The 21,185-nt window shown below is 69.0% G+C and carries 16 protein-coding genes and 2 tRNA genes; 11 read left to right on the plus strand and 7 right to left on the minus strand.

The window, feature by feature from the left end; all coding sequences use genetic code 11:
- Window positions 1–544 precede the first annotated feature (544 nt).
- The 6 genes from rsmG to rpmH all read right to left on the minus strand — a co-directional run bounded on the left by rsmG (window position 545) and on the right by rpmH (window position 8,343).
- A complete protein-coding gene (gene rsmG / locus ASD16_RS08985; RefSeq protein WP_055916020.1) occupies window positions 545–1,222 on the minus strand; it encodes a 16S rRNA (guanine(527)-N(7))-methyltransferase RsmG in 678 nt (225 codons plus the stop codon).
- A 4,674-nt stretch (window positions 1,223–5,896) separates the two neighbouring features.
- Window positions 5,897–6,412, minus strand: a complete 516-nt coding sequence (locus ASD16_RS08990) for a R3H domain-containing nucleic acid-binding protein (RefSeq protein ID WP_055916023.1) — start codon at window positions 6,410–6,412, stop codon at window positions 5,897–5,899.
- Window positions 6,413–6,447: 35 nt separating this feature from the next.
- Window positions 6,448–7,503, minus strand: coding sequence for a membrane protein insertase YidC (gene yidC, locus ASD16_RS08995; protein ID WP_055916025.1), 1,056 nt, complete (start codon window positions 7,501–7,503; stop codon window positions 6,448–6,450).
- A 21-nt stretch (window positions 7,504–7,524) separates the two neighbouring features.
- Window positions 7,525–7,821 (minus strand): membrane protein insertion efficiency factor YidD, encoded by a 297-nt coding sequence (yidD, locus tag ASD16_RS09000; RefSeq protein ID WP_055916028.1) that lies wholly within the window; start codon window positions 7,819–7,821, stop codon window positions 7,525–7,527.
- 7 nt (window positions 7,822–7,828) lie between these two features.
- On the minus strand, window positions 7,829–8,194 hold the full coding sequence (gene rnpA, locus ASD16_RS09005) for a ribonuclease P protein component (protein ID WP_055916030.1): 366 nt from the start codon (window positions 8,192–8,194) through the stop codon (window positions 7,829–7,831).
- An 11-nt stretch (window positions 8,195–8,205) separates the two neighbouring features.
- A complete protein-coding gene (gene rpmH / locus ASD16_RS09010; protein WP_010849920.1) occupies window positions 8,206–8,343 on the minus strand; it encodes a 50S ribosomal protein L34 in 138 nt (45 codons plus the stop codon).
- Window positions 8,344–8,833: 490 nt separating this feature from the next.
- Here rpmH and dnaA point away from each other — a divergent pair, with 490 nt between their 5' ends.
- The 7 genes from dnaA (at window position 8,834) to gyrA (ending at window position 19,818) form a co-directional block, all read left to right on the plus strand.
- Window positions 8,834–10,378 (plus strand): chromosomal replication initiator protein DnaA, encoded by a 1,545-nt coding sequence (gene dnaA, locus ASD16_RS09015; RefSeq protein ID WP_055916031.1) that lies wholly within the window; start codon window positions 8,834–8,836, stop codon window positions 10,376–10,378.
- Window positions 10,379–11,064: 686 nt separating this feature from the next.
- Window positions 11,065–12,195, plus strand: a complete 1,131-nt coding sequence (gene dnaN, locus ASD16_RS09020) for a DNA polymerase III subunit beta (protein ID WP_055916033.1) — start codon at window positions 11,065–11,067, stop codon at window positions 12,193–12,195.
- A 76-nt stretch (window positions 12,196–12,271) separates the two neighbouring features.
- Complete coding sequence (gnd, locus tag ASD16_RS09025) at window positions 12,272–13,201, plus strand: phosphogluconate dehydrogenase (NAD(+)-dependent, decarboxylating) (RefSeq protein WP_055916036.1); 930 nt, start codon at window positions 12,272–12,274, stop codon at window positions 13,199–13,201.
- 9 nt (window positions 13,202–13,210) lie between these two features.
- The gene (gene recF / locus ASD16_RS09030) at window positions 13,211–14,392 is read left to right on the plus strand and encodes a DNA replication/repair protein RecF (protein ID WP_055916038.1); all 1,182 of its coding nucleotides are present in this window, start codon (window positions 13,211–13,213) and stop codon (window positions 14,390–14,392) included.
- Window positions 14,382–14,942 carry a DUF721 domain-containing protein gene (locus ASD16_RS09035; protein WP_082570730.1) on the plus strand — a complete coding sequence of 187 codons (561 nt, stop codon included), beginning with the start codon at window positions 14,382–14,384 and terminating at the stop codon, window positions 14,940–14,942. Before recF ends, ASD16_RS09035 begins: the two co-directional genes overlap by 11 nt.
- Window positions 14,943–15,125: 183 nt before the next feature.
- Complete coding sequence (gyrB, locus tag ASD16_RS09040; RefSeq protein ID WP_055916040.1) at window positions 15,126–17,162, plus strand: DNA topoisomerase (ATP-hydrolyzing) subunit B; 2,037 nt, start codon at window positions 15,126–15,128, stop codon at window positions 17,160–17,162.
- A gap of 49 nt (window positions 17,163–17,211) precedes the next feature.
- Window positions 17,212–19,818, plus strand: a complete 2,607-nt coding sequence (gene gyrA, locus ASD16_RS09045; RefSeq protein WP_055916042.1) for a DNA gyrase subunit A — start codon at window positions 17,212–17,214, stop codon at window positions 19,816–19,818.
- Window positions 19,819–19,882: 64 nt separating this feature from the next.
- Here the strand turns inward: gyrA and ASD16_RS22195 are convergent, their stop codons facing one another.
- Entirely contained in the window at window positions 19,883–20,104 is a 222-nt protein-coding gene (locus tag ASD16_RS22195) for a hypothetical protein (RefSeq protein WP_235523223.1), read from the minus strand.
- Window positions 20,105–20,186: 82 nt separating this feature from the next.
- Here ASD16_RS22195 and ASD16_RS22200 point away from each other — a divergent pair, with 82 nt between their 5' ends.
- The 4 genes from ASD16_RS22200 (at window position 20,187) to ASD16_RS09060 (ending at window position 21,136) form a co-directional block, all read left to right on the plus strand.
- Window positions 20,187–20,747 (plus strand): DUF3566 domain-containing protein, encoded by a 561-nt coding sequence (locus tag ASD16_RS22200; protein ID WP_235523224.1) that lies wholly within the window; start codon window positions 20,187–20,189, stop codon window positions 20,745–20,747.
- A 70-nt stretch (window positions 20,748–20,817) separates the two neighbouring features.
- Window positions 20,818–20,891, plus strand: a tRNA-Ile gene (locus ASD16_RS09055).
- A gap of 22 nt (window positions 20,892–20,913) precedes the next feature.
- Window positions 20,914–21,033 (plus strand): DLW-39 family protein, encoded by a 120-nt coding sequence (locus ASD16_RS22205; RefSeq protein WP_222595508.1) that lies wholly within the window; start codon window positions 20,914–20,916, stop codon window positions 21,031–21,033.
- A 30-nt stretch (window positions 21,034–21,063) separates the two neighbouring features.
- A tRNA-Ala gene (locus ASD16_RS09060) sits at window positions 21,064–21,136 on the plus strand.
- The last annotated feature ends 49 nt before the right edge of the window (window positions 21,137–21,185 follow it).

The following is a 21,185-nucleotide window of genomic DNA, read 5'->3' on the forward strand; positions in this document are numbered from 1 at the left end:
ATCTGGCGACGGGACGCCGGTGCTGGCCGCCGGCGAGCCCTGCGCGGCCGTGGTCTCTGGCGCGGCGGGGGTCCCGCTCATCGAGTGCGGCGCTGCGGCGGACACCTGCGATCCACCGGTCACAGGCTGCGACGATGAGGTTGCCACCCGCTCCTCGATACTCGCCGGCTGCGCCTGTCCGGTCAGTAGGTCCGGCGGACCAGACGAGGGCTCCGCCCGTCGGGACGGCGGCAGCGGCTGACTGGACGACGGTTGCGTCTGACCCGAGAGTGCTTGCGCTGGTCCCGACGGCGCCTGCGCCTGTCCCGACGGCGCTTGCGCTGGTCCTGACAGCCCCTCCACTGGTCCCGACGGCGGCAGCGCCGCTCCCGACGGCTGCGCGCTGTACGCCGAGGCAGGCTGGGACGCGGACGGCGCCGTGGTCGTCGGTGCTGGCGTCCACTCCAGTGACGCCGACGTGGACGCGCCGGGTGCGGATCCCCCAGCCTGTTCCGCAGCTGCCTCGGTGGCCTGTGCGGCCGCCTCTTCCTGTCGACGCTTCTTCCTACCGAACACCAGGCACTGCCTCCCGTACGACGCGGACCACCCTCGTCACTTCGACTCCCTCGATCGTGGGAGCGTCCACGACGGACGCCACCCCGGCGCCGAGCTTGCGGCCGACGTGCTTGGCCGTTTCGATCTCCGCTTCCGCCTTGCTTCCCTTGAGCGCGAGGAGGGTTCCGCCGCTGTTCAGCAGCGGGATGGCCCAGCGGTAGAGCTTCTCCAGAGCCGCCACCGCGCGGACAGTGACCGCATCGCCGACCAGGTTGCCGTGCTCGTCCTGCGCCCGCCCGCGCCGCACGACCACGTTGTCGAGTCGCAGAGTCTCAACGACTTCGCTCAACCAGTCCGTACGCCGTTCCATCGGCTCCAGGAGCACGACCTCGGCGGTGGGAACCATCGCTGCGACCACGATCCCGGGCAGCCCAGCCCCACTCCCCAGATCGATGATCCGGCCTTCGGTCGGCAGGAACGGGACCACCGCCGCTGAGTTCAGCAGGTGCCGTTCCCACAACCGGGAGAACTCCCGTGGGCCGACGAGCCCGCGGAGCTCTCCTTGGTCGACGAGCAGATCGTGGAAACCTTTGACCGCAGTCCACGACGATCCGAAGAACGGTTCGAGCCGAGCGTCGCCCTCAAGCGGGTCTGCTCCGTCGGTCGCGGCCGACTGAGCATCCGTCACCGTCAGGTCCCCCAGGTTTCACGTGAAACGAGCTGCGCGCCGACCCGCCGGCGTGCCGGCGCGTGCCGCGCGACGACCCACTCCCGGATCGTCGCGGCCCTACCGTACCGTGCTGCACTCCGTCGGTCCTGCGTCATCCGAGCCTGTCGGCAACAACGTCCTACGCCAGTCGCGATGGGCGACACGACATCGCCATGCGTCTGGGTCGTCGGGCGTCCGATCGGTGCTGCCGACACGCTCCCGGGGCGGATGCAACACCCCGGTGATCACCGCGAAGGCGAAGGCCATCAAGGGCGTCGCCAACGGGCGACCTGGCCCAATCCTCCGATCCGCGCCGCGCCAGGCTGGCTGTACTCGCGTGCGGACTCCCACCGCTGGAGGCCTGACTCCCCTTCGGATGACTGCCAACTGCCGGGCACCCACACGCCAGGTGAGGTCACATTGATCTCGCAGACGTACCCGCTCTCCCACCCAGGATCAGCGTCGTCACGAGCACGAGCTGCGCCTCCCTAACGGGCACCACGTTCACGTGCCCACACGCCGTGGCCCTGCATCCCACAGAGACGAGTCAGCGGCCCAGCGGTCGCCCAGCGGGCCGCCTGCTCAGGATCGCGTGCTGGCCGGCCGTCGGCTGCGAGCTCCGAGGTCGAACGACACGGCCATGAGGTCGGGCCTCCGGGCCAAGGGCTCAGGGCGGCGCCGCGGTGGTCGACCGGCGGCGCAGGACTCTCGGCTCATAAGCACGGTTCCGGACAGGTGCACGGCGTGCGGTGCAGGACCGGGGCTCAGGCGTGGGGCTCAGGCGCAGGGTTCCGAACAGCGGCGCGATGCTCGGCGTCCGGTGCAGGACTCGGGGCTCAGGCGTGGGGCTCAGGCGCAGGGTTCCGAACAGCGGCGCGATGCTCGGCGTGCGGTGCAGGACTCGGGGCTCAAGACCCGGGGCTCAGGCGCGGGGTTCCGAATAGCGGCGCGGTGCTCCGCGCGCGGTGCTGGGCTCACGGCTCGAGTTCGGCCTCAGGAGCAGGGCTCCGGCTGGGACTCAGCCGGGCTGGAGGCTCCGGTTCAGGTGCGAGGTGCTGGGCTCGGGAGCAGGCTGGCGCCAGGGCCAGTGGATCGACGATGTCGCGCTACGGCATCGGGCAGTCACTGCGCAATCGTCCTGGTGAGGATCACGGCCTGCTGGCGCTCCACGATGCATCGCCTAGCCGATCGCTGGTCACACACAGCGCCGAGAGACACCGGAGCCGGCACCGGAGCCGAGTTCGCTCGACGTTCAGTCCCGACTCTGTTCCACGTGAAACCACAAGTGCGCATCTCCACCTGCGATGGCTCTAACGCGCGCGGGCGACGCAGGTCAGCACGCAACTGGAAGCGCGGTAGGAGTCAGTACCGGCCAGTTGTCACGGTGGGCAGAAGGATTAGAGAGGGCCGACACCTCGCTGTGCACACGCGGAAACAACTCGGCCGGCAGGGGTGGCCGCTGGTAGGCGGTGGCCCGGTGTCCTCCCTTGAACGCAGGGGCTCCGCGGAACGTGCCGTCTGTTGCTGCCCCTTGGAGATCGTCGATGTTCCACGTGAAACAGGTGCGTTCTCACGCGCAACATTGCCGGGCTCTCCCCCTCCTTGGACAGTTCGTTCCAGCCAGCAGTCCCCGGCAGCACTCGATCTGACTTGCCTGAGGGTCACACGCTCGACGGGGAACCGGCCCTGGCCGCTCGCGCTGCCGCGCGGATCGCGCCAAGCTTCATCCCGTAACCCCTGTGGACGGCGACGAAGGATCGCTCCTGCGGCCATCGATCCAGGCATGCGTTCGTCTCGACACCAGTCGTTTCACGTGAAACGAAGCCGGCTTCCGCGTCTCGTCACGCATGGGGGTGGCCCACTCCCACTCGCTCACCAAACTCTCCAGCGGCGGCGCAAGAGCGTCGTTGAGCAGCAGGGCGGGCGCCAAGGGACGCGGAACGCTTAGCGGACAGCCGCTGGGATCCACTCGTCGTTCGCGCTCGTTCGGCGCACGCAGGGTCGTCCCCGAGCGGCGTGACGTAGCCCGTATCCGACACCTGCAGCCGCACCAGCGAGGACCGGCGACGACCGAACGATGGAGCCGGGCGGGCACCGACCCCGGCGACCAATGCGGTCCAGCACCAGTAGGCACCGACACCAGGCATCACCAGGCAGCGAACCGGCCGGGACCCGCACCAATGACCACCAAGCAGCGGCACCGTTGGGCACCGACACCAGCCACCAGGCAGCGGACCAGCGGGCAGCGGCACCGATGACCACCAAGCAGCGGCACCGGCGGGCACCGACACCAGCCACCAGGCAGCGAACCGGCGGGCACCCACAACGATGACCACCGAGTAGCGGCACCGGTAGGCACCGACACCGGCGACCACCGGGCGTCGGCATCGGCGGGCACCCACACCGGCACGCGCGAGGCACACCCACGGGCGTGCGCCGGCATCGGCACGGGTGGTCGACGGCATGGGCGATCACCGGCACCGCGGTGGTTGCCCTCTCATGGCCTCGGCTCCAGCTCCGGCTCTGAGATCACAACTCACACGGCATCGGCCGCAGAGGGAAGCGGAACCAGGAGGGGTTGATGATCCGGCCAGTGGCTCTCACCAGCGCCGAAGCCAGTGATAGTTGCGTTCGGCCGCTGGTGCAGCTCGCTCGAACCGACGGGCTGTTTCACGTGAAACAGCACGAGACGAGGCGTCGTCGATCAAGCGCGCGGTTTGGCCACTCCCGATCCGCATCGAGGCGTCGCGAGCCCGCAGCGATCGGATGACCACTCGGGCCCCTCTGTCCGAGTAGGGCCCCTAGCCGAGTCCAGAACTGGGCTCGTCACGAATCCTTGAGGTGCAGCCGGGCGCATATGAAGGCATGGGCGAACATCGTGTGCTCCAGATGGATTCGCCACGCATAGCTTCATGTGCCGAGGGTCTGAGAAAGCAGTGGAGTAGGACTCCTGGTCGAAGGCTGCCTTCCTGGCGCCATCGCAGGCAGCACAACTCGCTCTCGTCACCAACTGGACCGCAGGCGCCCGTAGCCGCCGGCGGGCGATCTCCCGGCCCGCCACCCCGTCCCGTCACGCCGCCTCAGATCCGGCCGAGGTGGCGGCGCGGGCGGCGCGACCGTGCGCCCGGCGGAGACGGTCGTGCTGCCGAGGACCAACTCCAGCTGCGGCCCGTTTCACGTGAAACGTGATCGCACGCGGCAGACGAGCAGCGACCGCGAGGCGTGCACCTCCCGGCGGTCTCCGCACCCCCGGGGCCCGGCAGAACTGTGGTGGCGCCTTGGTCGGTGTCGGCGCCGGCAGTCACCCCGCGCCCAGGCGCTTGCACCGCAGGCCAGGCATTGAGAGGCGCGCCGGTCGACGCAGTCCGCAGTCCTCCGGATCAAACAGCACGTCGGTCCCGGGCGACTGCCGGGGCTCGCGAGGCTCGTGATCGTGCCGCACTCGCGCCCGCCCTCAGGCTGGAAGGGCCCAGTTGCAGGGGCGCCGCCCACAGGCTGCACAGACACTGTTCGTTCGCGATCGACCGGTAGCGATCGGCGCACGCACCCGCGTCGCCGACAGAGCCGCCGAGGAGTCACTGCTGCGGTTCCACCTCTCCGGCTCCCGTCCACCGAGCAGGCGGTGCCGCGCAGCCACGCGGCCTATCTGGAGGCCAAGCCGCCGCCGCGTCGGTGCACACATGGGCGCCGACCCCCGTCGTCCACCATGCATAGGCAGGCGACCTCTCGCAAGCACCGCGATGAGCGGGTCCGCAAGAAAGCAGCTGGTGGAACGGCCCACGCCTCTTCCACATGACACTCCGCATGCACAACGCCGCGAGTTCTGACGATGACCGTGCCGTGGTTCGCCCTCCCTCATCTCGCCCACTGCCAGCCCTCGCACGCGCCGGGCGCGACCGCGACGCGCATCTCATCAACCGAAGAAGACGCAGAACAGCCGGGTCGTCGGTGCGCCCCGGTCACGAGCCGTCTCGGATCAACGTTCGGCCAACACTCACGCGTCCTGCCGTTCAGGCGGAGAGCGCAACAGAACTCCCCGTAGGAGCTCGGAACAGCTGTCTGTCCTCCGCGGGGCGCAGAAGGACTGTCACGGCGACCACCCGGTGTGCCGTCGGCAGCGGGAGCTCGAACAAGAGACAGACGTACCTTCGCGGAGGGTTCGCGATCCGATGTTCCACGTGAAACAACGACACGCGCGGAGCTCTCCCGGAACGGCGCCTTCGCCGTCCGGTTCGGCACGGTGAAGCAGCCGGCCACGTCCGCCCGTGAAGCGGCGCCGGATCAGCGGCTCGATCGCGCGGCGCCAGGTAGCGCCGAGTGCGAACTGACAGACGCCGGGTTCAATCGCCGCGTGCCCGGTTCAGGCGCATCGCCGTGACTGCGCCGTGAGTGGCGGCCGGAGCAAGGGGACGGCGCCTGGTCCACACCGCATCCCTGGGCAGATGAGCGCCACAAGGGCTTGAATGAATGCAGGCGACCCTCATCGAGATCGTGAGCAAGGAGTACGGGCCGCGCCGAAGCTGGCCGGCGATCACCGAGCACTGCTCGGTCGACCGCGACGTTCCACGTGAAACAGCGATGCGGGCCATGTAGCGCCAACGACGAAGGGGTGGGCCTCAGGCCCACCCCTTCAGCTCCGCACGGGAGGATCCGTCACGCGGGACGGATCACCACGTGCCGATTCGGCTCGACGCCGTCGGAGTCGCTCGACATCCCGGCGGCAGCGACGGCGTCGTGCACCACCTTGCGCTCGAACGGGTTCATCGCGTCGAGTGCCACGGCTGCGCCGGACTCCTTCACGCGGGCGATGGCCTCCTCGGCGACGGTCACCAGCTCGGCCCGCCGAGCAGAGCGGTAGCCGGCGACGTCGAGCATGAGGCGGCTGCGCTCACCGGTCTTCGCCTGGACGGCAAGGCGGGTCAGCTCCTGGAGAGCGTCGAGGACCTCCCCGTCGTGACCGGCGAGCCGGGAGAGCGACTTGTCGGCCGGGTCCTCGGACACGATCTCCACGGCTGCTCTGCCGTGGTCGATGTCGATGTCGATGTCACCGTCGAGGTCGGCGATGTCGAGGAGCTCCTCGAGGTAGTCGGCGGCGATCTCGCCTTCCTCCTCGAGACGCTTGGTGCTGGTGGTCTCGACGGGGACGGCGTCGGGCTGGGTCGAAGTCATGGAGTTCTCTCTCCGCTCATCGTCGCGCGGTTGCGCTACTTCTTTGGCTTGGTGGGTGCGCCGGGCGCAGGCGTGGGTCCGTCAGACTCGCTGTCACCGGGCACGGTGGGCTTGTCCTTGATCTCGTCGATGACGGGCCGCGGCTTGTTGCGGTCCTTGCGCTTGGGCTGCTCCCGCTGCCCGCGCGGCTTCTCCTCGATGATCACGGGAGCCGCGCCGGCGTCTTCCTCGACCACACCGTGCGACTTGGCCTTCCTGGCCTTGCGCTCCTTCATGGCGATCTCTGCCTGGGAGCCCGGGGCCGGCATGCGGCGGATCGTGTAGAACTGCTGGCCCATCGACCAGAGGTTGGTGGTGGTCCAGTAGATGAGGACACCGATGGGGAAGTTCACGCCGGAGAACGCGAAGATCAGCGGCAGCACGTAGAGCAGCACCTTCTGCTGCTGTGCCATCGGGCCCTGGAGCGCGGCCGGCGGCATGTTCTTCATGGTGAGCTGGCGCTGCGTCAGGAACGTGGTCGCCGACATCGCGATGATCAGGACGACCGTCACCACGCGGATGTGCCAGTTGTCGCCGGCCTGCATGAACGTCCCAGAGAGCGGTGCGCCGAAGATCGTCGCGGCTTCGGCCTGGGCGGCGAGGGCCGGGGTCATCGGCCCGATCGGGGGATAGGTGCCGTCCGCGATCCGAGGGAGCTCGATGAGCACCCGGAACAGAGCGAAGAAGATGGGGGACTGCAGCAGGATCGGCAGGCAGGACGCAAACGGGTTGGTGCCGTGCTCCCGGTAGAGCGCCATCGTCTCGCGGCTCATCGCCTCGCGGGAGGCGGGGTCCGTCTTGCCCTTGTACTTCTTCTGGATCGCCTGCATCTCGGGCGCGAGCAGCTGCATGCCGCGCGACGCCTTGATCTGCCGGAAGAAGAGCGGGATGAGCAGGATCCGGATGACGATCACGAGTCCCACGATGGAGAGCGACCAGGCGGCGCCACCCTCCGGGTCGAGCCCGATCGCGCTGAAGAGCGCGTGGAACTTCACCATGATCCAGGCGACTACGACCATGATGGGTTTGAGCAGACCGTCGAACCAGTCCATCGGGCAGAACTCCTCGGGGGGTCAGTGTGTGGACGGAGCCACGTCGTGATGGTGGTGAACGGATCGTGCTGGTGGAACGTCGTCCACGCCACCCAGGTTCCACGGGTTGCAGCGGAGCACCCGCCAGATCGCGAGCCCGGTCCCGCGGATCGCGCCGTGGCGCTGCACCGCGATGACGGCGTACTGCGAGCAGGACGGGTAGAACTTGCAGGTCGGCGGGGTCATCGGCGAGATGAACCGCTGGTACCCCTTCAGCAGGAGCAGCAGGAGCCGGCCGGGAGCACGCACGATTCCGCGGGCAACAGATCGAAGAGTCATGGGATGACTAGGCCTCGGTCCGTCGGCGAGCGCGACGAGCAGCTGTCTCCAGCGCGGCGTCGAGGTCGGCGCCCAGCTGGTCGAACGGGCGGGTCGCTGCGGGCGGCAGGGCCCTGACGACGATGCCCGCATCGGCCGGCATCGCTGCCAGCCGCGCACGGACCAGCTCACGCAACCGACGCTTGACCAGGTTCCGCGTCACCGCGGTCCCTACCGCCTTGGACACGACAAGACCGACCACCGGCCCGGAGGGCGAGTGATCGGTCCTGGTCGTCAGATGCACCACGAGGGTGTCCCGTCCGCCGCGCGCGCCTCGGCGCACCGCCTGCTCGAAGTCGGCAGCGCGGCGCATGCGGTGCGCAGCGGACAGCACCGACGGTGGTGTCAGGCCGAGAGCTCCGCGCGGCCCTTGCGACGACGAGCCGCCAGGATCGCGCGGCCGGCGCGGGTACGCATACGCAGGCGGAAGCCGTGGGTCTTGGCCCGGCGCCGGTTGTTCGGCTGGAAGGTGCGCTTGCTCACGAGAGTCTCCAAGTACATCGGGTGGGTCTCGCATGTGCCGCGCGACCAGGTTCAGGCTGCCGAGTTCGAACTGCTCCCAGGTCACGCATCGCGTGCGTGCGGCGTCAGGGCGCGCCAGCAGGGGCCATCGAGAAGGCTGCAATACCGTACTTCCCGCCGTACTGGCCGGTCAAATGCGCGCGACGCGCCGTAACGATCCTGCCACAGCGGCAGGAGACGTCACCCCGTCGGGCACTCCCCGCGCTCCGCCCGGGCCACTACCATCGGTCATCGTCGCCGGGGGGTACGGCCTGTGGATCACGACGTCGTGGATGGCCGTCGGTCGCGGCGGCCACCAGCTCGAGAACGGCACCTGACGGGCCGTCCCCATCGTGTCTGAGCACCCATGACACTCGCGTGACCAACTGCTCACAGGTGTGGACAACTGTGTGGACAACGCCCCACCGTGCGAGACTCGACCACCCACGCGATCGAACAGCTGAGGTAGCACGTGTCACAGGACGAAGAGCTCTCCCGGGTCTGGGGCCACGTGGTGTCGACCCTGGAGTCGAGTCCGGACATCACCCCGCGCCAGATCGCCTTCGTCCGGCTCGCGCGGCCGCTGGGACTGCTCGACGGCACCCTCCTGCTCGCGGTTGGCAACGACCTGACCAAGGACTACCTGGAGTCTCGCGTCCGTGGCGAGGTGACGGCTGCGCTGAGCGCGGCCCTCGACCGTGAGGCGCGGTTCGCGATCACGGTGGACCCGGAGCTCGCGGAGGACGCGCCGCCTGCCCTCCGGGTGGTCGGCTCGGGTGCGGACCAGCGCCACGAGCCGTACAGCCAGTCCCGCGACGAGCGCGAGGCCGACGAGGCAGATGCGCGTCGCGAAGCCCGCCCTGATCTGTCGCTCGTTCCCGACGACGGTCAGGACGACCGCGACGACCAGGTGCGTGAGCGCCGGTACGGCGGCCGCAACGACGACCGGCCGCCGCCGGCGAACCGACGGATGCCGGCGGAGCCCGCGCGTCTGAACCCGAAGTACCTCTTCGAGACGTTCGTCATCGGCAGCTCGAACCGCTTCGCGCACGCTGCCGCGGTCGCGGTCGCCGAGGCGCCGGCCAAGGCGTACAACCCGCTGTTCATCTACGGCGACTCGGGTCTGGGCAAGACGCACCTGCTGCACGCGATCGGCCACTACGCGCAGAACCTGTACCCGAGCGTCCGGGTGCGGTACGTGAACTCCGAGGAGTTCACGAACGACTTCATCAACTCGATCAGCGAGGGCAAGGCAGGCGCGTTCCAGCGGCGTTACCGCGAGGTCGACGTGCTCCTCATCGACGACATCCAGTTCCTGCAGGGCAAGGAACAGACGATGGAGGAGTTCTTCCACACGTTCAACACGCTGCACAACGCGAACAAGCAGGTCGTCATCACGTCCGACCTGCCGCCCAAGCAGCTGAACGGTTTCGAGGACCGCATGCGGTCGCGCTTCGAGTGGGGCCTGATCACCGACGTGCAGCCGCCCGACCTCGAGACGCGCATCGCCATCCTGCGCAAGAAGGCCGGCAGCGAGCGGCTCCAGGCTCCGCCGGACGTCCTGGAGTACATCGCCAGCAAGATCTCGACCAACATCCGCGAGCTCGAGGGTGCTCTGATCCGGGTCACGGCGTTCGCCAACCTCAACCGGCAGCAGGTCGACCTGTCGCTCGCGGAGATCGTCCTCAAGGACCTGATCACCGACGACCAGACGACGGAGATCACCGCGACGCAGGTCATCGGCCAGACGGCGGCGTACTTCGGCCTCAGCATCGACGACCTGTGCGGGTCCAGCCGCTCGCGCGTGCTCGTCACCGCCCGCCAGATCGCCATGTACCTGTGCCGGGAGCTGACGGACCTGTCCCTGCCGAAGATCGGGCAGGCCTTCGGTGGGCGGGACCACACCACGGTCATGCACGCGAACCGCAAGATCCGTGAGCTCATGGCGGAACGCCGGTCGATCTACAACCAGGTCACCGAGCTGACGAACCGGATCAAGCAGCAGAACAGAGGCTGACGGGCCCTAGTTATCCACAGCTGTCCACAGGCACCTGGGGACACTTGTGACGAGGTTCACCCATTCGGCGCACCCATCCCCCTGAGGCGTGCTGACGCTCCTCTGACCTGCGATTACGCCGTAAAGCGGACATCGTGGGAGCAATGTGTGCGTTCACAAAGGGGTGATTCGGGCTTCCGGGGATGAGACAACTCTCACCGTCGAAACGATACGAGTCCCTTGACTCCAACCTTCACCCTCCGGATGAGACATGCATGGGACGAATCTCCACACCTGTGCACTCACCTGTGGACGACGGTGGATGACACGCCATCGAGGTGTGGACGGGACGCCCCCGAGCGGTGGACACAGACGCGGCCTTCTCCAGCCGTCCACGGTCGTCCACCGGACGTCCGAATCGGCCCACACCCCGGGTACACAGCCTGATCGGGGCGTGACCTGCACGGACATCGACGATCCACACAGTGCACAGGACCGATGACGACGATGACACTTCTCTAGATGGGGGATCCACACACCGCCAGAGGACGTGAGGCGGCCGGCGAACGACACGGCTGTCGTTGTCATCCCCATGCCCGTACCGAGCGTCGGACCACTCGCGTAGTGTTCGCCTGACGCCTGCCCGCCCGGACCCCGCACAACCCGTGACGGCACACCGGCCAGGCCAGCTCGACGAGAGGTGAGGTATGAGGTTCCGGGTCGACCGTGACGTTCTCGCGGACGCCGTCACGTGGACGGCGCGCAGCCTGCCCACTCGGCCGCCGGTCCCTGTCCTGGCAGGTGTCCGCCTCGAGGCCGACACCACAGGCACGGTCCAGCTCTCGAGCTTCGACTACGAGGTCTCCGCGCGGTCGCAGATCCCCGCCGACGTGAGCGAGGCCGGCACCGTCCTGGTCTCGGGCCGTCTGCTCGCGGAGATCTCCCGCGCCCTGCCCGACAAGCCGGTGGACGTGGTCCTCGACGGCACCAAGGTCGTCGTGACCTGCGGTGCCAGCCGGTTCACGCTCCTGACGATGCCGGTCGAGGACTACCCGAACCTCCCGGTGATGCCCCCGACCACGGGAACCGTCGACGGCGACGAGCTCACCCACGCGGTCGCCCAGGTGTCCGTCGCCGCGAGCCGCGACGACACGTTGCCGCTGCTCACGGGCGTGCGCGTCGAGATCGAGGGCGAGAAGGTCACGCTGCTGGCCACCGACCGCTACCGGCTCGCGCTGCGCGAGCTCACGTGGAAGCCGTCGTCCCCGGACATCTCGACCGTCGCGCTCGTGCGTGCCCGGACGCTGTCCGACGCCGCCAAGTCGCTCGGCAGCGCCGGCTCCGTCACGGTGGCGCTGTCCACCGGCTCGGGTGTCGACATGATCGGGTTCGAGGCGGCCGGCAGGCAGACCACCAGCCTGCTGGTCGACGGCGACTACCCCGCGGTCCGTCGGCTGTTCCCCGACGAGACGCCCATCCACGCCATCGTCAGCACGCACGCACTGGCGGACGCTGCCAAGCGCGTGAGCCTCGTCGCGGAGCGCAACACGCCGATCCGCCTGTCGTTCAGCGAGGGACAGGTCGTCCTCGATGCCGGCCAGGGCGACGACGCGCAGGCGTCGGAGGCGCTCGAGGCGACCCTCGTCGGTGACGACATCTCGGTGGCGTTCAACCCGCAGTTCCTGCTGGACGGTCTGGGCGCGCTGAGCACCACGTTCGTCCGGCTGTCGTTCACGCACCCGAACAAGCCCGTGGAGTTCACGGGCCAGGAGTCGCTCGACGGCGAGGACAACCCGGAGTACCGGTACCTGCTGGTCCCCATCCGCTTCGCCAGCTGAGGCCGGCAAACCGGCGCACCGCCGTCACGTGCGGCACAGTGGGACGCGCGATCGCGGCTCCGAGAGAGGCACAGTCATGCACATCGGTCTGGTGGGTCTGGGCAAGATGGGTGCGAACATGCGCACCCGCATCCGTGCCGCGGGCATCGAGGTCACGGGGTACGACCGGAATCCGGACGTCACCGACGTCCCCTCGCTCGAGGCGCTGGTCGACGCGCTGCCCGCGGGTGAGCGTGTCGTCTGGGTCATGGTGCCCTCGGGCGTCATCACCGACAGCGTCGTGAACGACCTCGCCGGTCTGCTGACGGCGGGTGACGTCCTCATCGACGGCGGGAACTCGTACTACCAGGACGACCAGAAGCACGCCGACGTGCTCGCCAAGATGGGTGTCGACTTCCTGGACGCCGGCGTCTCGGGCGGCGTCTGGGGCCTCGAGAACGGGTACGGCCTCATGGTCGGAGGCGACGCAGCCGTCGTCGAGAAGGTCATGCCGGTGTTCGACGCGCTGCGTCCGGAGGGCCCGAGGGACGAGGGCTTCGTGCACGCGGGGACGGTCGGCGCCGGCCACTTCGCCAAGATGGTGCACAACGGCATCGAGTACGGGCTGATGCAGTCCTACGCCGAGGGCTACGAGCTGCTGGCCGCGAAGGACCTGGTCACGGACGTGCACGGCACCATGCGGGCGTGGCAGCGCGGGACGGTCGTGCGGTCCTGGCTGCTGGAGCTGCTGGTCAAGGCGCTCGAGCAGGACCCGGGCCTGGGCGAGATCGACGACTGGGTCGAGGACTCCGGCGAGGGCCGGTGGACGGTCGACGAGGCAATCGACCTGGCGGTGCCGGCACCGGTGATCTCGGCCTCCCTGTTCGCCCGGTTCCAGTCCCGGCAGGAGGAGTCCCCGGCGATGAAGGCCGTGGCCGCCCTGCGCCAGCAGTTCGGGGGCCACGCCGTGAAGCCCGCGGGAACGACCGGACCGGTCACCGGCACTCCGCCGTCGCAGTCGCTGTAGCCGGGACCGATGTACGTCGCCCACCTCTCCTTGACGGACTTCCGCTCGTACGCGCAGGTCGAGCTCCCGCTGGAGCCGGGGATCACCGCGCTCGTCGGCCCCAACGGGCAGGGCAAGACGAACCTGGTCGAGGCGCTGGGCTACGTCGCGACGCTCGGCAGCCACCGGGTCCCCACGGATGCCGCGCTCGTGCGCGCGGGGACCACCCGTGCGGTGGTCCGGGCGAAGGTCGTCCGCGAGCTGGAGCCCGGGCGTCTGCGCTCGACGCTCGTCGAGATCGAGGTCACACCCGGCAAGGCGAACCGGGCGCGCGTGAACGGCGGCTCGCCCACCCGGGCGCGGGACGTGCTCGGCATCCTGCGCACGGTGCTCTTCGCGCCGGAGGACCTGTCCCTGGTCAAGGGCGACCCGGACGGCCGACGACGCTTCCTCGACGACCTCCTGGTCCAGCTCACCCCGCGGGTCGCGGGGACGGTCGCCGACTACGACCGGGTGCTCCGGCAGCGGTCGGCGCTGCTGAAGTCCGCAGCCGTGGCGCGTCGGGGTGCGGGGGCGGACCTGCGCACGCTGGACGTCTGGGATGCCAAGCTCGCACAGACCGGGGCGCAGATCATCGTCGCGCGCAGGAGCCTGGTCAGGGCGCTGGCGCCGCACATCGAGAAGGCATACGCGCAGGTCAGCGCCGGTCAGGGCGATGCGATCGTCACCTACAAGGCGTCGTTGGACGCGGTGCTCGAGACCGATGACGACACCGCCGGCGTCGACCTGGTGGAGGCGCAGCTGCTCGAGGCGATGGGCCGGCTGCGCAGCAAGGAGATCGAGCGCGGAGTCAGCCTCGTCGGGCCGCACCGGGACGACCTGGTCCTCACGCTCGGCGGGCTGCCGGCCAAGGGGTATGCGAGCCACGGGGAGTCGTGGTCGTTCGCGCTGGCGCTACGGCTCGCCTCGTACGAGCTGCTGACCCGTGGCGACGAGGGGGTCGGCGGCGACTGGGGACCGGACGGTGAGCCGGTGCTGATCCTCGACGACGTGTTCGCGGAGCTGGACGCCCGCCGACGCGACCGACTCGCGGAGCTCGTCGCGCCCGCACGGCAGGTGCTCATCACGGCGGCGGTGGCCGACGACGTCCCGGCTCCGCTGGCCGGGGCACGGGTGGACGTCATGGGCGGGGAGGTGGCACGTGTCCTCTGAGGAGCTCTTCCCCGAGCCGAAGGCGGCAGACACCCCGCTCCGGGACCTGGTCGAGCTGACCCCGCCGCGCCAGGTGGCGCTCGGTGCGCTGGGCCGCGCGAAGGCAGCGGCGGCACAGCGCGGCTATCGGCCGGGCGATCCCGCCCGTCGTCGGCCCTTGGTCCCGGTGGCCGTGGGGACCGCCGGGCCGGGCGCTCGCGACCCGCAGCTCATCGGCTCGACGGTCAGCGGCCTGCTCGACCAGCTCGGCGGGCCGTCCGACCAGGTCGCGGGCGTGCTCAAGCACCGGTGGTCGGAGCTCGTCGGTCCGCAGGTGGCGGAGCACTGCGAGTACGTGTCGTTCGAGGGTGGGGCCCTGACGCTGCGGGCGCACTCGACGTCGTGGGCGACGCAGCTGAAGTTCCTGGCGCCGGCGATGCTGGGCCGGTTCGCCGCGGATCTCGGCGAGGGGATCGTCCTGGAGATCACGGTGCTGAACCCGGGTGGGCCCCGGTTCAAGACGGGTCCGAAGAGGGTCGCCGGACGCGGCGAGCGCGACACGTTCCGCTGACCGAGGAATGCGTGGCTCGACGCCGGTGGGAAAAGAGGGTCCAGGCCCGTCCACCAGGTAGACTGTGAAGGTCATTCCTGGCGCGCCTGTGCCTGGAACTCCAGCGTCATGGAGTGATCCGCCCCGGAGAAGTTCGGTCGGCGCCCTCCGTCGCGTGTGAGAGCTTGAGGAGCACCACCGCCCGTGGCCGAGCAGAGCACCACCCCGTCCAGCACGACGAAGAGCCTCAAGGACGGCAACGGCGGGTACGACGCCAGTGCGATCACGGTGCTCGAGGGGCTCGAGGCGGTACGCAAGCGTCCCGGCATGTACATCGGCTCGACCGGCGAGCGCGGCCTGCACCACCTGGTGTCCGAGGTCGTCGACAACTCCGTGGACGAGGCCCTCGCCGGCTACTGCGACCACGTCGAGGTCACGCTGCTCCCGGACGGCGGTGTGCGCGTGGTCGACAACGGCCGTGGCATCCCGGTCGCGATCCACCCGACCGAGGGCCGTCCGACGGTCGAGGTCGTCATGACGATCCTGCACGCCGGCGGGAAGTTCGGTGGCGCGGGCTACGCGGTCTCGGGCGGTCTGCACGGCGTCGGCATCTCGGTCGTGAACGCGCTGTCCACGCGCGTGGAGACCGTGGTCAAGCGCGACGGCTTCGTCTGGCAGCAGGACTTCTCCGACGGCGGCAAGCCGCTGGGCGAGCTGCAGAAGGGCGAGCCCACCGACGAGACCGGCACGTCGCAGACGTTCTGGGCCGATCCCAGCATCTTCGAGACCACCGAGTACGACTTCGAGACGCTGCGCGCGCGCTTCCAGCAGTACGCGTTCCTCAACAAGGGCCTGCAGATCTCGCTGACGGACGAGCGCCCGGAGCACGTGACCGCCGGCGACGAGGTCGCGGGGGACGACGAGACCGCGCCGACGTCGCGGAACGTCACCTACAAGTACGACGACGGCCTGGTCGACTACGTCAAGCACCTGAACAGCGCCAAGAAGGTGGAGGTCGTCCACCCCGAGATCATCGACTTCGAGTCCGAGGACACCGAGCGCCGGATCGCCGTCGAGATCGCCATGCAGTGGACCAACGCGTACTCCGAGTCGGTGCACACGTACGCGAACACGATCTCGACCACCGAGGGTGGCACGCACGAAGAGGGCTTCCGTGCCGCGATGACGTCCCTGATCAACCGCTATGCGCGGGAGAAGGGGATCCTCAAGGAGAAGGACGAGAACCTCACGGGTGACGACATCCGTGAAGGCCTGACGGCCGTCATCTCCATCAAGCTGGGCGAGCCCCAGTTCGAGGGCCAGACGAAGACGAAGCTCGGCAACACCGAGGCCAAGACGTTCGTGCAGCGCGTGGTCAACGAGCAGCTGGGCGACTGGCTGGACTCGCACCCGACCGAGGCGCGGGACGTCATCCGCAAGTCGATCCAGGCCGCGTCCGCGCGGATGGCGGCCCGCAAGGCCCGCGAGGCGACCCGCCGCAAGGGGCTGCTCGAGTCCGGCGGCATGCCGGGCAAGCTCCGCGACTGCCAGTCGAACCGTGCCGACGAGTGCGAGGTCTTCATCGTCGAGGGCGACTCGGCCGGTGGCTCCGCGGTGCGTGGGCGCAACCCGCGTACGCAGGCGATCCTCCCGATCCGCGGAAAGATCCTGAATGTCGAGCGCGCCCGGCTGGACCGCGCGCTGGGCAACCAGGAGGTCCAGGCGCTGATCACCGCGTTCGGTACCGGCATCGGCGAGGACTTCGACCTGTCCAAGCTGAGGTACCACAAGATCGTGATCATGGCCGACGCCGACGTCGACGGTCAGCACATCCGGACGCTGCTGCTCACGCTCCTGTTCCGCTACATGCCCAACCTGATCACGCAGGGGCACGTGTACCTGGCGCAGCCGCCGCTGTACCGGATCAAGTGGTCGAACGCCGAGCACGACTACGTGTACTCCGATCGCGAGCGGGACACCGTCATCGTCGACGGCCAGGCCGCCGGCAAGCGGCTGCCGAAGGACAACGCCGTCCAGCGGTACAAGGGTCTGGGCGAGATGGACTACCAGGAGCTGTGGGAGACGACCATGTCGCCCGAGCACCGCACGCTCCTGCAGGTCACGCTCGACGAGGCCGCGGCGGCGGACGAGATCTTCTCGGTCCTCATGGGTGAGGACGTCGAGTCCCGCCGCTCGTTCATCCAGCGCAACGCGAAGGACGTGAGGTTCCTCGACGTCTAGTCGAGGAGCTCCGTCGTCCGAACCGCCCGCACCGAAGTAAGGAACCACGTTGAGCGAGACCACCGGCAACGAGATCGAGCACGGCAACATCGAGCAGATCGACCTGCAGCTGGAGATGCAGCGGTCGTACCTCGACTACGCCATGTCCGTCATCGTCGGCCGTGCACTGCCGGACGTCCGCGACGGGCTGAAGCCGGTGCACCGCCGCGTGCTCTATGCCATGTACGACGGCGGCTACCGTCCGGACCGCCAGTTCTCCAAGTGCTCGCGCGTGGTCGGCGACGTCATGGGCAAGTACCACCCGCACGGTGACACGTCGATCTACGACGCCCTCGTGCGGCTGGTCCAGGACTGGTCGCTGCGGTACCCGCTGGTGTCCGGCCAGGGGAACTTCGGCTCCCCGGGCGACGACCCGGCCGCCGCCCCGCGGTACACCGAGTGCAAGATGGCTCCGATGTCCATGGAGATGGTCCGGGACATCGACAAGGACACCGTCGACTTCCAGGACAACTACGACGGCCGCACGCAGGAGCCGACGGTCCTGCCGTCACGATTCCCGAACCTGCTGGTCAACGGCTCGGCCGGCATCGCGGTCGGCATGGCCACGAACATCCCGCCGCACAACCTCCGTGAGGTCGCCGAGGGTGTGCAGTGGCACCTGGACCACCCGGAGGCATCCCGCGAGGAGCTTCTGGCGGCGCTCCTGCAGCGCGTCAAGGGCCCGGACTTCCCCACCGGCGCGACAATCCTCGGGCACAAGGGCATCGAGGAGGCGTACCGCACAGGTCGCGGCTCCATCACGATGCGCGCGGTGGTCCAGGTCGAGGAGATCCAGGGCCGGATCTGCCTCGTCGTCACCGAGCTGCCGTACCAGGTGAACCCGGACACGCTGGCGAAGAAGATCGCGGACCTCGTCCGCGACAACAAGGTGACGGGCATCGCGGACATGCGCGACGAGACGTCGGGCCGCGCCGGCCAGCGCCTGGTGATCGTGCTCAAGCGCGACGCCGTCGCGAAGGTCGTGCTGAACAACCTCTACAAGCACACGCAGCTGCAGGAGACGTTCGGCGCCAACATGCTGGCGCTGGTCGACGCGGTCCCGCGCACGCTGAGCATCGACGCGTTCGTGCGCCACTGGGTCACCCACCAGCTCGAGGTCATCGTCCGCCGCACCGCGTACAAGCTGCGCGAGGCGGAGGCGGACATCCACATCTACCGCGGTTACCTCAAGGCGCTCGACGCGCTCGACGAGGTCATCGCCCTCATCCGCCGCTCCCCTGACGCGGACGAGGCCCGCGCAGGCCTGATGGACATGCTCGACATCGACGAGCTGCAGGCCAACGCGATCCTCAACCTCCAGCTGCGTCGGCTCGCCGCGCTGCAGCGCCAGGAGATCCTCGAGCGGTACGCCAAGCTCGAGGCGGAGATCACGGAGTACCGGGCGATCCTGGAGTCGGAGGAGCGCCAGCGCGACATCGTCTCCGAGGAGCTGGCCGAGATCGTCGCGAAGTACGGCGACGAGCGGCGCACCACGATCCTGCCGTTCGACGGCGAGGTCAACGTCGAGGACCTCATCGCCGAGGAGGAGATGGTCGTCACGATCACCCGCGGCGGCTACGCCAAGCGGACCCGGTCGGACAACTACCGGGCGCAGCGGCGCGGCGGCAAGGGCGTGCGCGGTGCACAGCTGCGCGAGGACGACCTGGTCGACCACTTCTTCGTCACGACGACCCACCACTGGCTGCTCTTCTTCACCAACCTCGGCCGCGTGTACCGCGCCAAGGCGTACGAGCTGCCCGAGGGCGGTCGCGACGCGAAGGGCCAGCACGTCGCCAACCTGCTCGCGTTCCAGCCGGGCGAGAAGATCGCCCAGGTGCTCGACATCCGCGACTACACCAAGGCCGAGTACCTGGTGCTCGCCACGCAGCGTGGCCTGGTGAAGAAGACGCGCCTGTCCGACTACGACTCGAACCGGTCCGGCGGCGTCATCGCGATCAACCTGCGCGAGGACGAGGACGGCCTGCCGGACGAGCTGGTCTCGGCACGCCTGGTCGACTCGGACCAGGACCTGATCCTGGTGTCCCGCAAGGGCCAGTCGGTGCGGTTCACCGCCTCCGACGAGTCGCTGCGGCCCATGGGCCGGGCCACGTCGGGCGTCACGGGCATGAAGTTCCGGGCCGACGACGAGCTCCTGGCGATGGATGTCGTGCGGGAGGACGCCTACCTGTTCACCGTGACGCAGGGTGGCATCGCCAAGCGCACCGCGCTCACCGTGGAGAACTACCGTCAGCAGGGCCGTGGCGGTCTGGGCATCAAGGTCGCGAACCTGCCCGAGGCGAACGGTGACCTGGTCGGTGCCCTCGTGGTGGACCCCGAGGACGAGGTTCTCGTCATCATGGAGCGCGGCAAGATCGTGCGATCGGCCACCGCGGAGGTCAACGCCACGGGTCGGACGACGCAGGGTGTCATCTTCGCCAAGCCCGACAACGGCGACAGGATCATCGCCGTCGCCCGCAACACTGAGCGACACCTGGCCGACGAGGCAGGTACCGTGGGCGCTGAGAATGGCCAGGTATCGGACGTCCCGGACTCCCCTGACGATGCAGAGGTGCCGGCCGCCGAGACCGTGACCGACCCGTCAGCGGAGGACGCATGACCGATTCCACGCCCCCCTCGATCCCGCCACGCAAGCGCCCGACGACTCCGACGACCGCCGGCCGTCAGACGACGTCTGCGCCGCGCACGGGATCCGGACCGACGTGGAGCGACGGCGAGGACGCGGCGACGCACGTCCCGAACCTCAACGGTTCGAACGGGTCGACCGCGTTCACGGTGCCCGCGAGCGTCATGCCCCCGACGGTGACCCCGACGCGGACGTCCACGTCGGCGGCCCGGACGGCGACGCCGATCCGTCCGGAAAGTACCGACACCCTGACGGCCACCGCGACATCTCCACAGGATCGTGACGGTTCCGTCCCCGGAACCGGCGCTGAGCCCGAGCCTCCGTCACCGATGATGGTGGCGGTGGACACCGCCACCGTCTGGCTCAAGAAGGCCGGCGTCGCCACGTCCGCCGCGTTCACTGCGGCCACCCGACCCCGTCCTCCCAAGGAGCCGTCCATGACCACCACTCCGGCGGCCCCCCGGACGGCGACGTCGACCGACAACCTCACGGGAGCGCGACCGAGCACGGGGCGCATCCCGACGGTCGGATCGCACGGCGCACCGCGTCGGGTCCGCCTCGCCATCTCCCGGGTCGACCCGTGGTCCGTGATGAAGCTGTCGTTCCTGCTGTCGGTGGCCGTCGGCGTGATGATCGTCGTCGCCGCAGCCGTCATCTGGTTCACGCTCAACGGGTTGCAGGTCTTCACCAAGGCCGACGACCTGGTCACGCAGATCACCGGGACGGAGAGCGGGATCGACATCCTGCAGTACGTCGAGTTCCAGCGGATCATCTCCGGCGCGACGCTCATCGCGGTCATCGACGTCTTCCTGCTCACGGCCCTCGCGACCATCGGCGCGTTCCTCTACAACATCGTGGCGGCGCTCGTCGGCGGCGTGCACGTGACCATGACGGACGAGTGATCACCGGTTTGGGCGGTGCCCCTGACCTGGGGTAGTCTCATCCGGCGCCACTGCGGCGCGCGTAGTGCACGGGCCTATAGCTCAGACGGTTAGAGCGCTTCCCTGATAAGGAAGAGGTCACAGGTTCAAGTCCTGTTAGGCCCACTCCCGACCCGTGGGGGAACCGATGAAGAAGCTCCTGCTCCTGGCGGCCGTTGCCGCCATCGGATTCGTCGTGTGGCAGAAGTACGCACAGGATCGTGACGAGCGAGACCTGTGGGCAGAGGTCACCGACACGTTCGAATGACGGTCGGGTCCTCGGCGCTTTGTCAGGCACGGGGCCATGGCGCAATTGGTAGCGCACCTGCTTTGCAAGCAGGGGGTTAGGGGTTCGAGTCCCCTTGGCTCCACGCAGCACTCACCCTCGACCCCACGGGTCGGGGGTGTCTGCTTTTCCGG

The organism is Cellulomonas sp. Root485 (assembly GCF_001426705.1).
GTDB lineage: Bacteria > Actinomycetota > Actinomycetes > Actinomycetales > Cellulomonadaceae > Cellulomonas.